The organism is Vagococcus sp. WN80Y (assembly GCF_059621045.1).
In genome coordinates this window covers 15,662-32,420 of record NZ_JCAQHY010000130.1, presented here as the reverse complement: position 1 = coordinate 32,420, position 16,759 = coordinate 15,662, and the positions used below count along the sequence as shown (strand labels likewise).

General features: G+C 32.3%; 20 protein-coding genes. 8 read left to right on the top strand and 12 right to left on the bottom strand.

The annotated features are described in order from the left end of the window. Positions 1 to 440: 440 nt before the first annotated feature. Together AC5KOD_RS06645 and AC5KOD_RS06640 are read right to left on the bottom strand one after the other, a co-directional pair. Positions 441 to 812: a VOC family protein gene (locus tag AC5KOD_RS06645; RefSeq protein WP_496913757.1), complete on the bottom strand. Its 372-nt coding sequence runs from the start codon at positions 810 to 812 to the stop codon at positions 441 to 443. Positions 813 to 876: 64 nt separating this feature from the next. Further along, positions 877 to 1,650, bottom strand: a complete 774-nt coding sequence (locus AC5KOD_RS06640) for a helix-turn-helix domain-containing protein (RefSeq protein WP_496913756.1) — start codon at positions 1,648 to 1,650, stop codon at positions 877 to 879. Positions 1,651 to 2,012: 362 nt separating this feature from the next. Between AC5KOD_RS06640 and AC5KOD_RS06635 the strand changes: the two genes are divergently transcribed. The 3 genes from AC5KOD_RS06635 to AC5KOD_RS06625 all read left to right on the top strand — a co-directional run bounded on the left by AC5KOD_RS06635 (position 2,013) and on the right by AC5KOD_RS06625 (position 4,033). Then, the gene (locus AC5KOD_RS06635; RefSeq protein ID WP_496913755.1) at positions 2,013 to 2,372 is read left to right on the top strand and encodes a TetR/AcrR family transcriptional regulator; all 360 of its coding nucleotides are present in this window, start codon (positions 2,013 to 2,015) and stop codon (positions 2,370 to 2,372) included. Between the two features lie 20 nt (positions 2,373 to 2,392). Then, a complete protein-coding gene (locus AC5KOD_RS06630; RefSeq protein WP_496913754.1) occupies positions 2,393 to 3,460 on the top strand; it encodes an alpha/beta fold hydrolase in 1,068 nt (355 codons plus the stop codon). Between the two features lie 96 nt (positions 3,461 to 3,556). Continuing rightward, positions 3,557 to 4,033, top strand: a complete 477-nt coding sequence (locus AC5KOD_RS06625) for a GNAT family N-acetyltransferase (RefSeq protein ID WP_496913753.1) — start codon at positions 3,557 to 3,559, stop codon at positions 4,031 to 4,033. 531 nt (positions 4,034 to 4,564) lie between these two features. On the opposite strand, the gene AC5KOD_RS06620 is transcribed toward AC5KOD_RS06625, so the two are convergent. Then, positions 4,565 to 5,209, bottom strand: coding sequence for a histidine phosphatase family protein (locus tag AC5KOD_RS06620; protein ID WP_496913752.1), 645 nt, complete (start codon positions 5,207 to 5,209; stop codon positions 4,565 to 4,567). A 162-nt stretch (positions 5,210 to 5,371) separates the two neighbouring features. Between AC5KOD_RS06620 and AC5KOD_RS06615 the strand changes: the two genes are divergently transcribed. The 3 genes from AC5KOD_RS06615 (at position 5,372) to AC5KOD_RS06605 (ending at position 6,947) form a co-directional block, all read left to right on the top strand. After that, positions 5,372 to 5,626, top strand: coding sequence for a hypothetical protein (locus AC5KOD_RS06615; RefSeq protein WP_496913751.1), 255 nt, complete (start codon positions 5,372 to 5,374; stop codon positions 5,624 to 5,626). Positions 5,627 to 5,754: 128 nt separating this feature from the next. Further along, a complete protein-coding gene (locus tag AC5KOD_RS06610) occupies positions 5,755 to 6,429 on the top strand; it encodes an IS6 family transposase (protein WP_496913750.1) in 675 nt (224 codons plus the stop codon). Between the two features lie 41 nt (positions 6,430 to 6,470). Then, positions 6,471 to 6,947 carry an anti-phage protein Upx-like protein gene (locus AC5KOD_RS06605; protein ID WP_496913749.1) on the top strand — a complete coding sequence of 159 codons (477 nt, stop codon included), beginning with the start codon at positions 6,471 to 6,473 and terminating at the stop codon, positions 6,945 to 6,947. 454 nt (positions 6,948 to 7,401) lie between these two features. Here the strand turns inward: AC5KOD_RS06605 and AC5KOD_RS06600 are convergent, their stop codons facing one another. The 8 genes from AC5KOD_RS06600 to AC5KOD_RS06565 form a co-directional block, all read right to left on the bottom strand. After that, on the bottom strand, positions 7,402 to 8,805 hold the full coding sequence (locus AC5KOD_RS06600; protein WP_496913748.1) for an SIR2 family protein: 1,404 nt from the start codon (positions 8,803 to 8,805) through the stop codon (positions 7,402 to 7,404). 76 nt (positions 8,806 to 8,881) lie between these two features. After that, entirely contained in the window at positions 8,882 to 10,132 is a 1,251-nt protein-coding gene (locus AC5KOD_RS06595) for a tyrosine-type recombinase/integrase (RefSeq protein WP_496913747.1), read from the bottom strand. Positions 10,133 to 10,146: 14 nt separating this feature from the next. Further along, positions 10,147 to 10,434, bottom strand: a complete 288-nt coding sequence (locus AC5KOD_RS06590; protein WP_496913746.1) for a hypothetical protein — start codon at positions 10,432 to 10,434, stop codon at positions 10,147 to 10,149. Further along, on the bottom strand, positions 10,427 to 11,647 hold the full coding sequence (locus AC5KOD_RS06585; protein ID WP_496913745.1) for a Rep family protein: 1,221 nt from the start codon (positions 11,645 to 11,647) through the stop codon (positions 10,427 to 10,429). Before AC5KOD_RS06585 ends, AC5KOD_RS06590 begins: the two co-directional genes overlap by 8 nt. A gap of 559 nt (positions 11,648 to 12,206) precedes the next feature. Beyond that, positions 12,207 to 12,404 (bottom strand): hypothetical protein, encoded by a 198-nt coding sequence (locus AC5KOD_RS06580; protein WP_496913744.1) that lies wholly within the window; start codon positions 12,402 to 12,404, stop codon positions 12,207 to 12,209. Positions 12,405 to 12,406: 2 nt separating this feature from the next. Then, entirely contained in the window at positions 12,407 to 12,904 is a 498-nt protein-coding gene (locus AC5KOD_RS06575; RefSeq protein ID WP_496913743.1) for a hypothetical protein, read from the bottom strand. Positions 12,905 to 13,505: 601 nt separating this feature from the next. Beyond that, positions 13,506 to 14,258, bottom strand: a complete 753-nt coding sequence (locus AC5KOD_RS06570) for a hypothetical protein (protein WP_496913742.1) — start codon at positions 14,256 to 14,258, stop codon at positions 13,506 to 13,508. Next, positions 14,239 to 14,613, bottom strand: coding sequence for a hypothetical protein (locus AC5KOD_RS06565; protein ID WP_496913741.1), 375 nt, complete (start codon positions 14,611 to 14,613; stop codon positions 14,239 to 14,241). Before AC5KOD_RS06565 ends, AC5KOD_RS06570 begins: the two co-directional genes overlap by 20 nt. A gap of 169 nt (positions 14,614 to 14,782) precedes the next feature. Here AC5KOD_RS06565 and AC5KOD_RS06560 point away from each other — a divergent pair, with 169 nt between their 5' ends. Together AC5KOD_RS06560 and AC5KOD_RS06555 are read left to right on the top strand one after the other, a co-directional pair. Beyond that, positions 14,783 to 15,106, top strand: coding sequence for a helix-turn-helix domain-containing protein (locus tag AC5KOD_RS06560; RefSeq protein ID WP_496913740.1), 324 nt, complete (start codon positions 14,783 to 14,785; stop codon positions 15,104 to 15,106). Beyond that, positions 15,107 to 16,150 carry a helix-turn-helix transcriptional regulator gene (locus AC5KOD_RS06555; RefSeq protein ID WP_496913739.1) on the top strand — a complete coding sequence of 348 codons (1,044 nt, stop codon included), beginning with the start codon at positions 15,107 to 15,109 and terminating at the stop codon, positions 16,148 to 16,150. Between the two features lie 61 nt (positions 16,151 to 16,211). Here the strand turns inward: AC5KOD_RS06555 and AC5KOD_RS06550 are convergent, their stop codons facing one another. Beyond that, the gene (locus AC5KOD_RS06550) at positions 16,212 to 16,733 is read right to left on the bottom strand and encodes a hypothetical protein (RefSeq protein ID WP_496913738.1); all 522 of its coding nucleotides are present in this window, start codon (positions 16,731 to 16,733) and stop codon (positions 16,212 to 16,214) included. Between the last annotated feature and the right edge of the window lie 26 nt (positions 16,734 to 16,759).

Below are 16,759 nucleotides of genomic sequence, written 5' to 3'. Positions count from 1 at the left end.
AACACCAACATTCTTGATTCGCTCAGTTTTTGGATCATTTCAACATGAATTTAGAAATAGCTAAGCACAATACCTGACTCTCTCGATTTAAGTTGTCCTTTATCTTGACATAGTACCAGAATACTCTAACTGTTACTTCGCAACACTAGTGAAAGAAAGATAAAGAGTCAGCACGAACGAAACTTGACGAGATTAAAATACAATGATTGCTATAAAACAAAAAGGCTAATGATAGTTGAGATGTACTCCCAAGATTACTAGTTTATCAACTCTAACAATCAACTCATTTGCAGATATGATTGTTTCCTGCTTCCATTTGGGACAGTAGAAAGAATAATGTCAAAGCTATATTTCACTCCACTTAAGCACGACTTCTAAAACAAAAAACGACGAATCATTTATCCGTCGTTTTAGCGTGATAGTCATTACATAAGTATTATTTAAATCTTTTCTGTCTGTTCTGGCGCGTATACCCAATAGAAAGATAACTTATTGCCATCTGGATCAGAGAATTCAAAGTATTTAAGGAGATCTGGTACATCCTCTAACACCTCGTCAGTTATTACTCCAAGTGTTTTTAATCGTTCAAATTCTGTTTCTACATTTTCCACTTCGAAACGTAAAACGTTCTCTGAAACATTAATTTTTTCTTCGTATAGTTGAATCCAAATAGAACCAACTGGATACTCAATAACGCCTTCAACAGGGATAAATTTCTCCTCACTCATAAAAACTTTTTCATACCAACTAGCAGATACCTCCAAATTACTTACTGGTAGACCTATTGTAATACCTTTTGTATTTATACTCATAATTATTCCCTCCATTTCCTTAACTTACAATTATTTTATCATTTCAAAATCAAATAATCTTATTCTAGATTGTGTTCTTTAAACGGGAGATTAAAAGCTTTCCCACATTAACTAATATTGGTGGGTCTTCTGGTATTGGTTCTCTTAGCTTAATCGTGTAGCTATTGCCAGAACATTTTGGAAAAGATAACTTTCCATCTTCTTTACCTCTTAAACTATTGCCTAAGTTAAAGTAAGATAGAACATTATTGGAACGGCTTATTGCACAGGCTAATAAATAATAGTCTCCACTTGGAATATTTTTTAATTTATTTCCTATTAAAATTTTAGTAGCTAATCCAGATATAGGCAGATGATTTGGTATAAGGGTCCGGAAAAGTCCAATAAATATGATTCCCTTTTCAAATCCATCAGGGACTTCAATCGTGACTGTACAAAAAGACTGATTCTTTTCTTCAAAATGCGCTATAGACTGATCCTTATCATCCGTTTCAAAACGTTTCATATCATAAAAAAGGTCATCCATTTCAGTTTTGTATGCTCTAGGGGAACTACCTGTATATTTTTTAAACGTATTTGTGAAGCTACCACTGCTTTCAAAACCTGATTGTTCTTGTAGGTCGATTACTCTCTTTTCATCATCAAGCTCAGTAATCGCTTTTTCAACTTTTAAACTAGAGAGGAATTCAACAACACTGAATCCATTTATTTCTTTAAATTTCCGACTAAAGTGATGTTTATCATAACCAAAGTGATCGGCAATTTCCTCACTTGTCATTTTTCTACTAACGGCTTCTTCTGAAATGAACGAAAGAATTTCAGGCATCTTAGTTTTCATTTTTCCCCCTCCTATCAGAGCACTATTTTCTAAAAAACGTATTTATAAATAAACGATATCAATGACTTAGCTTTGCATAAAAAGAAAGAGTTTTTCAATAGCATTATAACATGTAAACAAAAATAAGCTTATTGTTGTAAATATTTCGAACTTTTGATCAATTTTCGTGAATGGGGATCAATGGAAGTATATATATTCTTTCTATTTCTAATGAGTTAGAAAATTCACTTTCAGTTTGTGATTCTTTAATGTTAAGTTTCATTTTCATATGGGGAATCTAATTTGACTTATACTTCTTAATTGAACTATAACAAAACCGACTATTGTGTCGGTTTTTAATATGTGTATGAAGGGGTGTTGATATGAAAAAAGGAGAAAAGAGACGTTTAATGATACAAGAGCAAACAAAACAATTGATATATGCAAGAAGCTATAGTTCTGTAACTATGAGCGACATTGCAGAAAAGCTAAATTTATCTAAGGGTGGTCTTTACTATCATTATCATAGTGTTGAAGCTATAGTATTAGACATCTTTGCTAGTTCAACTGCGCCTATTTGGGATGAAATGAATACAATAACAAGCTTTGCAGAATGCTTGAATGTTTTACATTCTTATTTTAGTCAGGAAAAAATGGACTTACTAAATTTTAAGTTTTCCGTAAATAGTATTATTTACCAATACTATTTCAGTTTCCCAGAAAAAATACACACTGAAAAATGAATGAGGCGTATCAGAATATTATGATGCAATTAACAACAATGTTTTCAACTTTTACGAAAAAAGAAGAGGCGCTAGAACTAAGTAATCATATTTATATTGTCTTGCATGGGCTGACTAGCTTAGCTATGACTGGCAGCATAACAGAAAATATAATTGATGCTGAATTTCAGAATATAATTGATGAATTATATAGAAAATATGAAATAGGGGGGAGTAAAATGAATAAAGAAACGATTGTTAGTGAGGAGGATTATGGTAGCTTTCAAATTTGTATAAAAGAATTACAGATTGGATATGAAACATGGAGATACTCAATTAGTGGTAGTGGTAAAAAATTATTAATAGCCTTACCTGCTAATATAGGTGGGCATTACTTTGCACTTCCTTTGATAGAGGAACTACATACTTTTTATACTGTGATTGCTTTATCAGTACCACCTCTTCCCAAATTCAAATTATCAGCACAGGGATTGTCCACTATAATAGAACATGAAAATTTTACAAGTTGTGACGCTATTGGCCATTCTAACGGTGGTGTTCATATTCAAAATTTGATAAAGTTACATCCCAAAATAGTTGATAAAGTTATTTTTTCTCATAGTTTAACGTCAATGTCTAAAGAAGATGCCTATCAAGTAAATGAGACAGAACTTGCTTTTTATCAAAAGGCAAAATTTATTTTTAAAATCTTACCTTTATCGTTAGTGTTGAATATAATGACAGGTAAATTTGCTAAAGGAATTAAACTAAAATCAGGACAAGAGTATTCAAGAAAAGCTCAAATAAGAATGAAAGAGGACTTAAAGTTGTTGAGCAAACAAGACATGATTACGATTATAAATTGTATGGAAGAGTTTATTTTTAATCATGTATTTAGTTCTGAGGATTATACTAACAAGTCAGTTTTATTATTGAATAGTCCGACAGATAAATTAGTAAATGAAAAACAAAAAACAATAATGAGAAAGCTATGTACTAATGCAAAAGAATATTCTTTTGATAAAGGTGGACATACTCCTATGTTGTCAAATGCCAAAGAATACTATAGTATCGTGAAAGAATTTTTAATTGGTAGTATGACAGTTTAGTGTAACACCAAAAATTATCATAAAATTTCTTGTATAAGGTGGAATAGTATATGTGGAAGTAAGGTTAATTAAACAGTATAAAAATTGGAGGTTTATATGAGATACATTATTAGAGAAATGAAGCCACAAGAATATCCAGTTCTTGAAGATTTTCTATATGAAGCTATATTTCAAAAAGATCCAAAAAAATTATTGCCTAGAACAATTATTACAGAACCTTCTTTACATGTGTATATTGAAAATTTTGGACAATTAAAAGATGACTATTGTCTATGTCTAGAGGTTGATGGGAAAGTCGTTGGTGCTGTTTGGGTAAGGATAATTCTGGGGTTTGGTAACGTTGATGATAAAACACCAGAATTTGCCATATCTCTTTTTAAAGATTATCGGGGGCTGGGGCTAGGATCGAATATGTTGAAGCAAATGCTGGGATACCTTAAAAATAAAGGCTATAAAAAAACTTCATTGTCTGTACAAAAAGATAATCAAGCGCTAAATATGTACTTGAATATAGGTTTCAAAATTATTGATGAAAACGATGAAGAATACATTATGATATATTATCTTAATTAGTACTAATTTACATTTAATAGTTAATAAATACACCTCCGTTTTCTTCATTTTTACATGAATTCAACGGGGTGTTTTTATTTTTGTCTCAACCTATGGGGTCAGTTCATAGTCTATTAAAAACTACTTGGTACTTTTTTTAGTATTCGACTACTCATTTTAACTCAATTCAACTATTGTTACTATCTATTCAAATTTTATCATTTTTATGAAACATAGGAAGGTTATTGATTAATTATTTTGAGTCATTTCTAATAGCTTTGCTTTAAAATTCTTTGCATCTGGTTCAAGCAATCGTAGTATTGCCATGAGAGGAATAGCGGTCTCTACTTCCGACATTGTATAATCTCCTGTTTTGACAATTGTTCTTAGATATTTATTGGCTAGCATAGTGTAATTTAGATGTTCATACACATCACCCATACAGATTTGTACCAGTACTCTTTCAAAGTCTTTCTTTGTCCAAAATGCCACATTAGCTTTGCCTTTCGGAAGGGCCTTAATCTTATGAGCCGCAAAGACGTATTACGCTTATCATGTAAGGATAGAAAAACTTTTACCATCCCATTTAATAGTAATAATATCGACATTTTTGATTTTAGGTTTTTTTCGTAACATTTCTTTTGAAAACAAATACAGCAATGTTTTAATAGCAAAAGCATGAGTAACAATGAGGACGTTTGGGTTATTCAAATGAATAAAATTATCAGCTGTCTCTTTGAGAAAATTTTCCAATCTATCCGTAATCATATGAAACGGTTCAACCATACCTGTTGTGTCGGATTTATAAATAATCTCCTGAACTTCCGGCAGACGGAAATTAAGTTCTGAAAAATCATTTTGTATCTGTAATTCATTCATCATACTGGAAATAAACTTATTATTATTTTCTGCTTCCCAGCAGCCCAAACACCACTCACGGAGCCTTTTATCAGTAATAACTTGCAGTTTATTTTGCCCCTGCGCAGTTAATATGGTTTTTCCGGTCTGTAAAGCTCTGGATGCATCACTGGAAAATGCAGCCGAAAATTGGACATTTTTCAGTTGCAGCCCTAGTTGTGAGGCTGCTTGGATTCCTCTTTCAGTTAATGGGGAATCTACCCAACCTTGTGCTTTATGTAAATGGTTAAGTAATGTTTCCCCATGTCGAGTAATATAGAAAGTAACTGTTGAATTCATGTTTTATCCCCCTAAATAATCTTATGTAATCGCTTCACCTTATCAGCAATAGTCGAACCAAGAAATTACTAACATTGTACCAAAACACCCCGCCTAAAACAACGCTTTACTTTAGCGTTGTTTTAGGCGGGGTGTAGATATTATTAGGAGAATATACACCGTTTGTTCTTCGGCAGTGATGCCGAAAAGCATCAAGAATTAGTCTTTGAAAGTAAAGAAAAATGCTATGTTGGTTATAACAATAATCTTTCTGATGCAGACCAAGAATATGTTCGAATCGATATGGCAAATCCTTTGGTAGTTCAAAAAAGACTAGGACATTCTGATATTCAAATAACATTAGGAACTTATTCTCATCTTTATCCAACTGTTGATAGAGAAGTTGCTAATAATCTAAGTGGAATAGTTCATATTTAGACGGCTAACAAATCATTAATAAATTGGAATGGAAATCAGTATTTAGAAAAATGGTTCTGTTGCAAAGTTTTTTCTAAAGGGTCCATCTAGTGTAAAATGGAAAGAAACGGAATCTAAGGGGAACAGTTATGGCTCATTTTAAAGGCAAACAATTCAAACAAGACATTATCGTGGTAGCCGTAGGCTACTACTTACGGTATAACTTAAGCTACCGTGATGTTCCAGAAATTCTTCGTGAACGCGGAATTGACGTCTGCCACACAACTGTCTACCGATGGGTTCAAGAATATAGTCAAATCGCGTACTGTCTTTGGAAAAAGAGGAATCGCACGGCAGGTGACTCGTGGCGAATGGACGAAACCTATATTAAAGTGAAGGGCAAGTGGCATTATTTATATCGCGCCATTGATTCTTCTGGGCTGACACTCGACATTTGGTTACGTAAGAAACGTGATAGTCAAGCAGCTTACACTTTTTTCAAACGATTAGTTAAGCAATTTGGTGAACCCAGGATTCTTGTTACAGACAAGGCGCCATCGCTCTCTTGTGCGTTTAACCAGCTTGAATCAGAGGGTTATTTCGCTTCTACCACTCATCGAACCAGTAAATACATGAATAATATCATTGAGCAAGACCATCGACCTATCAAAAAAAGACACAAATTATATCGGTCCATAAGGACCGCGTCAGCGACAATTAAAGGAATGGAAATCGTTTATGCCTTATACAAAAAAAGTCGAAGAAATCTCTTCGACTTTTCAGTATGCGATGAACTCAAGCAACTAATGAGAATAGCAGCTTAGAATCACCTGGTGAAAAGTGTTGGTTTTGCTTATTTATAACTTTGCAACAGAACCTACTAGGCGATGAATTTAATGATCAAGTAAAAAATATACTCGGAACTTACTCTGATTTACAAGTAATAAAAGGTGTATCTAAGATTGGGAAGCAACGTATTTCTGATGAAAAGAACAATACTTTGGGTGATATAGATGTTCTTGCTATTAATCAAAATCATAAAAAACTATTTGTTATTGAAACAAAAGACTTCAGTTTTTCAAGAAATCCATATGAACTAGCAATGGAACAAGAAAAAGTTTTTACAGGAGATAAGGCATTCTTAACTAAGCATTTAAAAAGAAGCGACTGGATTCGTAAAAATTTAGGATGTGTGATTGATAACTATGGATTAGAAGCCGGGGATTGGAAAGTTGTTACTATATTTGTTGTTTCCGAGCAATTGATGACAAAAGGTTTACTAGATACCAAAGGAGTCAAATTCATTTCATTAAAAGAATTAAATTGTAACTTGTTTAAATAAACACTGATTTTGGTTTATATATTTTTTAGTATTTTAGCTTTAAAAGTTTCAAACACTTTCAAAATGACTGTTTTGAAATGAAGTCAAGAAAAATAAGAACACAAAAATTCCCTGCCGAGTATCATCTTAGCAGGGGTTTATTTTGGTAGGGAAAATGGTAGGGAACTATATCATTTTTAATGAAAATCAAGCATTTCATAAGTTGAAAAACGTTGATTTATCGGCATTCCCCATCCTTATTATGTTGGCTCTTTATTCCCACTCTAACCAATCCGCTAGGGTTAAAAAGTAAGCGAGTATTGGTATAGTTTTGGATTATATTTTATCTGGTTACACTTAGGGTTACAATATTAATTATATCAGACTTACAATTCAACTCAAGATTTTGTTTCTTATGTTTGCTTGAAATGGGTAAAGTAGAAATGATTATGCAAAAGGATGGTCACAGTGAGAGTTACACATTTTTTAATTGATAGGTCTTTCCATCTCTTACAAGTAGTAGTAACTCAACCATTTCTTTTGAGTACCTGTGCTGACTTTGACCTGGAGTTCCCATATCAACGTGGTAATCATTATTATTTGCTTTTAAATCTACACCTGTTTCTTCGAAGATTTTTTTGATTAGTAAATTGGCATGGTACCAATAACCATAACCAAGCTTTTCTGCAACTTCAGATAATCTGAGTGGGAATCTAGATAAAAATTGTTCTGGGTCTGTAATAGTAGCTAAACCGAGTAGAGTTTTATGATTATTTTCATCTTGTATTTTAGAATTAATACCGATAAATTCCTCAATCTTCTCTATAGTGTTTACTGGCTGAATACTTACCATATCTACTTCTAGATTACTGATGGTTTTACTCTTTACTATGTTATATATGTTATCTTGGAGGTCACGTAGCTCACTTAGTTCAACCAGAGAAGGTTGATATAATTTTTCAAAAATATTTATAAAATCATTTAATTGTACATAATTTATTCTTATGCTTTTTCCATTACCTAAATCAACAGTTTTATCGGTAGGAGGAGCGAAGTCAGGATCAATTTTATCTTTTTTCCATTCTACAAACCAAATGTTTTCGACAATTTGATCAGAATTTTCAGATACTATTTCAGAAATATCTGCTAGAATACTTTTGATATTTTCATCTGTTATAGAGTAACCAAAGAAAAAAATAGGGTGCTCCATAAAATACGTTAATAACTTAGCACTTAAATATTTTTGTTTTTGATTAAAAAAATCGTAATCATCTTGTGAAATAATAATTTCTTCTATTTCATCAGTGGAACCATGTATTTTTAAAATGTGTCCAATAGAGGTAGAATTTTTCTGTTTTATAACTTGTTGTCCCACTACAACTTTGAAATTAGGGAATAGTTTGTCTAATAATCTATCATAATTAGTGGTAATTATCGCATGGGGGTTAAGTATGCTTAAAGCTTTCAGTTCTTTTTCATACTCATGGTCTTCAATACTAAATTCATTTTCTAAACTATTTAAGTATTCGGAAATTTTATACTTCAAAAAAATGTTTTTACCAGATTGACTATCGTATAACTTTTCAGGAAATATACCTGTATCTTTTTCTTCCCAAGCAAATTTTTGATACTCTTCAATTAACATATTAGCAATTTTAGGATAATCACTGTCAGTTTGCTGTGTGTAATAGCCAATGGGCATTGTCATTTTTGGATTCAACTCAATCAATTTTTTTAATAAGTTTTCCCAATCGGGGGCACCAATATAACGTCTTGATATCCCCGATCCAATAAATAATATAGGCCTTGTTCCACTATCATCAAGTATACTAGTAATTTTAGACAACGACATTTTTAAATATGTTTTGTAATCAGACATGGCTGCTCCCCTTTTCACAATAATTATTTCATTACGTTAATTATACCATCAAATAGCCATTATATTAGAATTTAATTTAGTATCTGAGGACTTGATTCCCATTAAATTTAACTTGATTCTCTTTAGAAGTTTGTATTTTGATATTTCCTGTAATATTCTCCGCAATTATTTCATCACGGTTAGGATAATAATGAGAATAGTGTCTCAGGGTAATCTCAGGTCCTGAGTGACCTAATCTTTTACTTAACATAAGAATATCCACATTAAACTCATTGATTAAATACGAGGCATGAGAGTGCCTTAAACCCTTTGCTTGAATTCTATGAACTCCAGCCAGTCTTGAATAACGCTCAATAATTCGAGCAATTGTTGATTTCTGCATTGGGTTTCCATCATAGCTGAAAATGAAATTAGAGGTACATTGTTTTGATTGTCGTATCTTCCAATCTTTCAGAATTTGAAGTGTATCATCATCTAACGAAATAATTCGCTTTCCACTTTCTGTTTTTGTATAATCTTTTCTAACCCAAATATCTTTATTTTTGATTTCAAGCATATGTTGAATACTCAGTGTTTTCTTTTCAAAATCAATATCAGACCAATAGAGTGCGCAAGCTTCATTAACTCGTACACCAGTTGTAAAGTAGGTCCATAACATAATAAAATTCAAGTGTTGATAGTAATCATCAATACAAATTTGAGCAATGACTTTTTCAAATTCTTCTTTCGTCCAGAAAGGAACAGAGGCCTTCCCTTTTGGAATAGCTTTGATTTTCTTTGATACGTTAGATTCTAAGTAATCTAATTCAACAGCTTGATCTAAGGTTTTCCGAAACATTCCAAAAGTAAGAGCAGCAGTGCTTTGAGCTAGACCTGCTCCATTCTCTTCTTTTGGAGTCAGTAACCAAGTGCGATATTCTTGTACGTCATGAGTGCTAATATCTTTCAGTGCCTTATGTCCGAATCTATCTCGTATTTTTTCGAGAGTTCCTTCAGCACGTAAAAAAGTACTGGATTCAACATCAGTTTTATAAGAGGGGATATAGACTCGGTTCATAAATTCAGAAAATAGCATGTGGTTATCATAGTTAAGCTTTACATCTTTTTCGGCTTCTTCTTTCAGCTCTTTGAGAAATTGTTGAGCTTCTTTGAGTGAATAAATAGGTTTTTTGTCTTTTCCAACCATACGTTTAATGACAATTGACTTGCCTGTGTTCATATTCTTCCCAAATCTGAAATGAATAAAATATCTTTTTGGTGTAGCAGACGGGTCGTATAAATAGATGCCGTTATAGCCTGTTGTTCTGTCAATTTTTTTCTTTGTCATAATAATCAGCTCCTTTAAGGCATTTTATCAAGCGAGCGACGAGGGTCAATGGTTGCTTGAAATTCCTTTTTGTAGCGTTCATAGAATTGTTGGTGAGACTCATAATTTTTTTCTGTTGGAAATCCTTTCTTGCGAGGAAACTTCTTCTGTCTCCATTTTTTTACTTGCTGAAAATCAAGAAGAGTGGACGGACTTAATTCAAATAATTCTTGGAACTCTGAACTAATTGAGAGAGCAGATAATGAATGTTTCTGCTCTCTTCGAGTAATTTCTTTTGAAACATTTTTCCATAAATTAGACATTTTCAATATCTCCAAACAATTTACTGAAATCCTCTATAAGTTCGTTTTTCGAAGGAAATGGATTATGTTTAGACCATTTATTCTCTTGCGCATATTCATTCAAAAGTTTAAATTTTTTTTCATCATTATCCCAAAAATGAGGAATAATAGAATTTTTTGTAAATTCCATTGGGTTAATGCGACGAAAAAGTTGCTCGGGTGAATCAGGGTTCATTGTTTCCACATCTTTAACTCTATTTAGTTCTGTCTCAACAATGTAGGTATCTTCTGAACTTTTAGAAGCAAAATAGAAGTCATTAGGAGAATATGGTGTTGTGATAATGATAATTTCAGCAACCAATCTCTTGTCGTAGTATCTACTACCAGCGGAGACCTCGAAATTATATGGATCAGTTAATTTAAGAATTTCTTCATATGGGAGCGTCTCAGGTCTCAAATCATCTGCGATAATTATTTGTTCGTTTTCATAATTAGAAAACAAGTCACGATTTGAACCTGTGATATAGTAGGACATATTTTTTTCATGTGCAAAATTTTTTGCCCATGAAGTCTTACCTGTACCAGTTTCTCCGAAGCAAAAGTAGGTTTTAATTTTTCGTTTACTTTCTTTCATTTCCTCTTTAAAAAATTCAAAATCGGCTGTAATTAATAGGTCTTTTTTTATTGTATCGATATGTTTTTTATTTTTGGAAAATTCTAGAGGTGTTAATTCTTCCTTAATATCTTCAAGAGAAATATTGCCATATCCGTAATCATTTAGTAAATCAGTTATTATCTCTTTTCTTGGTTTGAAAACTTCTGCGACAGTTTCTTCAATGAACTTATCAAAATCAAAAGAAGCGACAACTTCTGAATTTTTATAGGGAGTTTTACTCATCTTGACTCCATTTGAAAAATGAACTAAATAGCTGTACAAATTCTTATAGTTTCTATCCCATTTTGCGATATTAGCAACATGTTCATCATTAAATTCTTTAGCAACAACATGGAGATATCGTTGCCTTTTGAAACGTAAAGCAACATGAATGTGCGGTTCAACGGGTTTTCCGTCTTTTAAATCACGATCATGTAGAATTAGAGCGTATTCGAATGGCTTAATTTTTCTTTCAATATATTCGGCTAATTCATGTAAATCGGTAGGTACTCCATTTTTTTCTAGAAAAGGGAGTTGGTTGACATACATCATATTGGTGCATTTAAGTGCTGTACTCATAAAGTGTTCGTCCTTTCTTGGATAAATACTTATTTTGAAAGTTATCCAAATGAAAATTAAAATGCAGGTGTGATTGGCTTTTGGCTACTCTTGGATAAATATTACTGCCATTTAAACTAGCCCTAAATGGCAGTAATATAAGAAAAATTGAGTAGCTTGGATAAAAAAATCAATTATTTTTTTCACTTTTCAATTGGCTAAGTAGATATAATGATTTCAAAAATTCTTTTCTCAAATTGACCTAAGTCTTTTCAATAGCAATGAAGTGTTTGCTTGAACCAGTGCAAGTCCTCAAACGCTCACAACCTCTAACACTCATTAAGCATGATTGATAGCAACTGCTTCTACAACTCATGGAAGGCCTCGAGGGCCTTCTTTAATGAGTATAGAAGCAGGTAACAACAATCTAATTCGGTTTCGGTTGACGGAAATCGGATAGCACTAAGCAAACAAGTCCTTCATTCCTATTGAAATGAGACAAGTCAATCATTTCGAAAGAATTTGGTATGAAATCATATCTACTTATAGCCTTGAAAAGGCAAAATTATTGTGAGTTTAGTTAAGCACTCAGTTTTCTCACAACTTCTTCTAGCGCTAAATCTAATGTTTCGGCATATTCTTCTAATACATCAATGATATAAAGTTCTTTTGGTGAATAAGAATTATTAGGGTAGGCTTCCTCTAAATAATCAGGAAGTTTCTCTATATCATCAGAACTCTTTTCAAAAAAAGCGACTAATATCTCGTATTTATCCATTGCTAGACATCCTTTCTTTCTTTGAGAATGTTAATTCCATCAGCGGAAAAAGCGATTGTTAATGAAGAAAATGTACCTGAACGTTGAATAGCAGGTTTAGCTTGAAAATTAATGAAGCTAATGTCACCAAGTTCTTGTTTTTTCACTAAAGAGCGAAGCTCACCATTGTTTGAATCGAGTGGTAACAAAACAGTGACGGGTGTGATTGCTTCAATAGAGGCTCCATATGTTTCGAGAGCATTAACTGCATTTAGATCGTATCCCACGATCATGATGTCACGCTCAGTCTCTTCCTGCCAAACTGTTCTAATACGACTTTTTTCAACATCTACACGCATTTCTGGGGTAGATATAGGTGTTCCATCTGCCGTTTTAGTTAAATCGATTATTGCTGAAACGGAAGAGAGGGTGAAGGGTGAGAGTGCTTTAATTACATTATTGATTTCTGTTTGAACGGTTTCTTTGTTTGTAGTTTCATTTTTAGGCTTGTTGTCAACCATTTTGGTGACCTCCATATAATGTATTTGCTCTAACAAGAAAAGTACGTTTCTTCTCTTAATAAGCAGTTTTTTTTGGTCAAAGGGATAGGCAGTGACCAAGTTCCTATTCCTTAAGTTAATTATAATTCGTGTTTAGTGACGAAAATACTGTCGCTTTTTGGATTTTTTGACTATTAATATAACTAAAATAGACTCATCTTTCGACGACATCCTCTGGCACGCTTAATTACACGCGACTTTTATTAAAAAGAAAACTTTAGACTGATCAGATCTTTCGTTTATGTGGCTGGAAAACAGCACTCCAACCGTTATTTCTCTTGCTATTAACTCAATCATAAATGCTCAAATTACCTTTGTCTATAGTGATTTTTTAATATAACGTACGAGATTAAAGCTATTATTTTTCTCGAAAGAAGTACTTAGTTAGAAAAATAAAATAAAATGATTAAATAATTTATTTATCTTGTGAAATATTTGAGGTTAGGACTTATTTTTGATTTAAGGTAAGAAAAATGAATTACTTGAAATTTTGTAAAAATTAGATGAATAAAAAAAAGTCAGCCAAATTTTGACTGACGTTCCTTAGGTAAATTTATTTGATTTATTTTTTTATTAAAGAAGGTTGCCCAGCATTTTTAAATATAGATGTATTTGAAGACATTTCTAACTTAAAATTGCTGTAACTTAATTTAGCTTCGGTATTTTTTTCTTCGTTTATATCTCTACTCATATATCCTTTTACTGTTGTTTTTATATCTACCGGCAAGTATTTATTTTCATATATACTAGATTGATAACTGTCCATAAATGAAACATATTCTTCGTAGGTTTCTATTTTTAAACATGATCTCGTCACTTCTGATAAATTTTCAGGTTCGGTTTTGTCAATAATATCTAATAGGTTAGATGCTATTGGATTAACCTTGATTTCATAAGTACCTTCGTAGTTTAAATTAGTCTTTTGAAATGAGGTGTCTGTTTCAGTCATTAAAATTGTATTATCTTCCTTGAAGGTCATTGAAACCGTACTTCCCCAACTACTTGTATCAGTATATTCAAAAGTTCCAATAATATTTTTCTTGAAATCCTCTGCAACTTTTGTGGCAACCTCTGTAGCTTGTTCAGTAAGCGAGAGTTGTTTATCTTCACTAGATTGAGTAGTAGAGCTGCTAGACTGGATAGTTGATTCAGTTGAGAGCTGTTGAGAGCTACTTTCTTTTGTTGAGCTTACTCCAACACGGGAACTACTATTTTTTGTTTCTTCGGTTCCTTGTTTTTGCCCACAACCAGATAGGGTGATTAATAAAATAATTGGTAAGAGTATTTTTTTCATTTTATTCTTTGCTCCAATCATCTTCGGCTTTCTGTTGCTTAATGCTGCCTTCTTTAAAGTACTTTAGCATTTCTCCAGTAGTACTTGATTCAATTTCTACAGTGTCATCTTTAGCAACATATGAGGTTGTAGTACCATCATCCCAAATGATAGTGCTCTCTTTAGTATCAATGTCACCAGTTTCTGCGGACTCTCCTTCAAAATTCACTGTGCGAAGTGCTTCATCACCTTGAACAACAAGTTTGACCTTGATGTTTCCACCATAGCGGTAATATGTGCCATCCTTAATACTGACTTCTTTTGTAATACCACCACAACCAGTTAAAATTATTGTACTTAAACAGATTATCCCTAATGCTTTTAATATTTTTTTCATTTCTAATTCCTCCTAAATAATCTAAATAACATGATACATTTCTTGCTGGGCATTACTTGCCTATTTAATTTTATCAAAAACAGTCAAAAATAGCTATATTTTATTAATTCATTTGCCAGTAGTTTTGTTGAGCGTAAAAAACTAGCATTGTAGTGAGGAGATGATTACAATGACTGATTTAAATTCTGTCTTAATAATGAGAATAAAAACTTTGCGAAAGCGACTGGGCATTAGCCAAGAAAAGCTATCATTATCAGCTTCACTAGATGCACGATATGTTAATAAAATAGAGAATGGAAAGTTCAATCTTTCTGTTCCGACATTGGACAAAATAATTGAAGCATTTGGAATGTCTTATAAAGAATTTTTTGAATTTGATGTGGAAGAAAATGCCGAAATTGAGAAGGTGAATAATCTTTCCCCAAAAGAAAAGGAAGATTTGTTGATTCAGTGTATAAAAATAAGCAATTTGATTAATAAGGAAGAAGAGTAGTTGAATAGTAAAAAAAGGGTATTGATGATATTTCTTCAATTATTGAACGGAGAAAAACTTACGAAACGTGAGTTGATGGATTTTTATGGAAAAGATAGCTCTACTATTCGGCGAGATATGGCGATTATTGAAAATGCTATAGAAGAAAAAGCAGAGGAACGATTTCTTAATAGAGAAGTTAATCATGATGATTTTGAGGAGTATTTGGAAGTTCATTCGCTTGATAGAAGTGAAAAAGGATATTACAAACTAAAAGGCTTTGATAGAATAAAGTCTAATGAAAGTCTTACTGATAAAGAACTGTTTATTATATTGAAGATTTTATTAGCCAGTCGCTCACTGAATAATAGAGAGCTAGATGGACTGTATAATAAATTGATTTCTATGGTAGGAAATCAAAAAAAATTTGATTATTTCTTTAAAAATGAAAAGTTCCATTATATCGGTGTTTCTGAAATTGATTTAATCGATAAGGTTGAATTGATTTGCGAAATTATTCTTAAAAGAAGTGTTGTCGAATTTGAGTATACAAAAAATGGTCAAACAGAGACGTTTCAAAGGACTCCTAACGCAGTTTATTTCTCAGATTTATACTTCTATGTGATAACATCAAGTCAATCAGGTAAAGATGATGAGTATTTAGAGGATTTGAACAAATTTCGGATTAGTAATATAGAAAATCTTCGTGTAGTTAAAACGAATGTGAGAATGGAATATAAAGAGCGTTTTGAAGGTGGAGCATTAAGAAAACAAACAGCTTTTCCATTTTTAGGAAAGCCTATTATAATGGTAATTGAGTTTAATTATGACCCAATCTATGTATTGGAACGATTCCCTGATTCTAAAATAATTAGTGAGAAGGACGGGATCTACCAAATCGAAATGCAAGTAAATGATGGGTACGGTATGAAAATGTGGCTGTTAAGTCAAGGCAAAATGGTCAAGGTGATTTCTCCTAAGCATATGCGAGATTATGTCATCAATGATATGAAGGTTGCACTTGAAGCATACGGACTAGAGGTGCAACCTAAGGAGAGTAACTGAATATAGGAAGATATTTTAATCTAAGATGCCTTGTTTAGATAAACAACTGTATGACATTAATCTATTGAAAAATAAGTCTTTGTGGGGTATTAAAAGTTCTGTGAAGATTCTCAATAGTTTTATTTATTTTGCAATTTTTAAAATCTGTAATGCATTCAATAGACTGCCCATTTGCCCATTTAACACGTTTCTTATGAACAGCTTTAGGATCTACTAGTAGTTCAGAGCTACTTACTTCATAGATAGCAATGATTTTTTGTTCTGGTTTTTCATAATAAATGCCAACTAAGTATTCGATTCCTTTTGCATTAGCTTCATTAATAGGCCAATTTCCCAGAATTCTATTTTTAAAAGTTTTTTGTTCTACCGAGGTTAATGAGTTTCTTTCTTCGTGCAGTGTTGCTTGTATGATTTGTTCAATGACTTCATTTTCTGCTTGTAATTCTTCAAACTGTTTGGGGTCTTTCATTTGTAGTTCTCTTTTTCTTTTAGGACTCAACTTTGTTTTTATTGGAACGCCCCAGATTTTTGATAGATTTCCTTTGTTTTCAAGTAGTTTTGTATCTAATAATAGTTTATTCATGATTTTCCTCCGTTTATTTGATTGTT

Coding starts and splice junctions, on each gene's coding strand:
- AC5KOD_RS06645 (WP_496913757.1), bottom strand. CDS start 812: ATGAGTATAAATACAAAAGGTATTACAATAGGTCTACCAGTAAGTAAT.
- AC5KOD_RS06640 (WP_496913756.1), bottom strand. CDS start 1,650: ATGAAAACTAAGATGCCTGAAATTCTTTCGTTCATTTCAGAAGAAGCC.
- AC5KOD_RS06635 (WP_496913755.1), top strand. CDS start 2,013: ATGAAAAAAGGAGAAAAGAGACGTTTAATGATACAAGAGCAAACAAAA.
- AC5KOD_RS06630 (WP_496913754.1), top strand. CDS start 2,393: ATGATGCAATTAACAACAATGTTTTCAACTTTTACGAAAAAAGAAGAG.
- AC5KOD_RS06625 (WP_496913753.1), top strand. CDS start 3,557: ATGAGATACATTATTAGAGAAATGAAGCCACAAGAATATCCAGTTCTT.
- AC5KOD_RS06620 (WP_496913752.1), bottom strand. CDS start 5,209: ATGAATTCAACAGTTACTTTCTATATTACTCGACATGGGGAAACATTA.
- AC5KOD_RS06610 (WP_496913750.1), top strand. CDS start 5,755: ATGGCTCATTTTAAAGGCAAACAATTCAAACAAGACATTATCGTGGTA.
- AC5KOD_RS06600 (WP_496913748.1), bottom strand. CDS start 8,805: ATGTCTGATTACAAAACATATTTAAAAATGTCGTTGTCTAAAATTACT.
- AC5KOD_RS06595 (WP_496913747.1), bottom strand. CDS start 10,132: ATGACAAAGAAAAAAATTGACAGAACAACAGGCTATAACGGCATCTAT.
- AC5KOD_RS06590 (WP_496913746.1), bottom strand. CDS start 10,434: ATGTCTAATTTATGGAAAAATGTTTCAAAAGAAATTACTCGAAGAGAG.
- AC5KOD_RS06585 (WP_496913745.1), bottom strand. CDS start 11,647: ATGAGTACAGCACTTAAATGCACCAATATGATGTATGTCAACCAACTC.
- AC5KOD_RS06580 (WP_496913744.1), bottom strand. CDS start 12,404: ATGGATAAATACGAGATATTAGTCGCTTTTTTTGAAAAGAGTTCTGAT.
- AC5KOD_RS06575 (WP_496913743.1), bottom strand. CDS start 12,904: ATGGTTGACAACAAGCCTAAAAATGAAACTACAAACAAAGAAACCGTT.
- AC5KOD_RS06570 (WP_496913742.1), bottom strand. CDS start 14,258: ATGATTGGAGCAAAGAATAAAATGAAAAAAATACTCTTACCAATTATT.
- AC5KOD_RS06565 (WP_496913741.1), bottom strand. CDS start 14,613: ATGAAAAAAATATTAAAAGCATTAGGGATAATCTGTTTAAGTACAATA.
- AC5KOD_RS06560 (WP_496913740.1), top strand. CDS start 14,783: ATGACTGATTTAAATTCTGTCTTAATAATGAGAATAAAAACTTTGCGA.
- AC5KOD_RS06550 (WP_496913738.1), bottom strand. CDS start 16,733: ATGAATAAACTATTATTAGATACAAAACTACTTGAAAACAAAGGAAAT.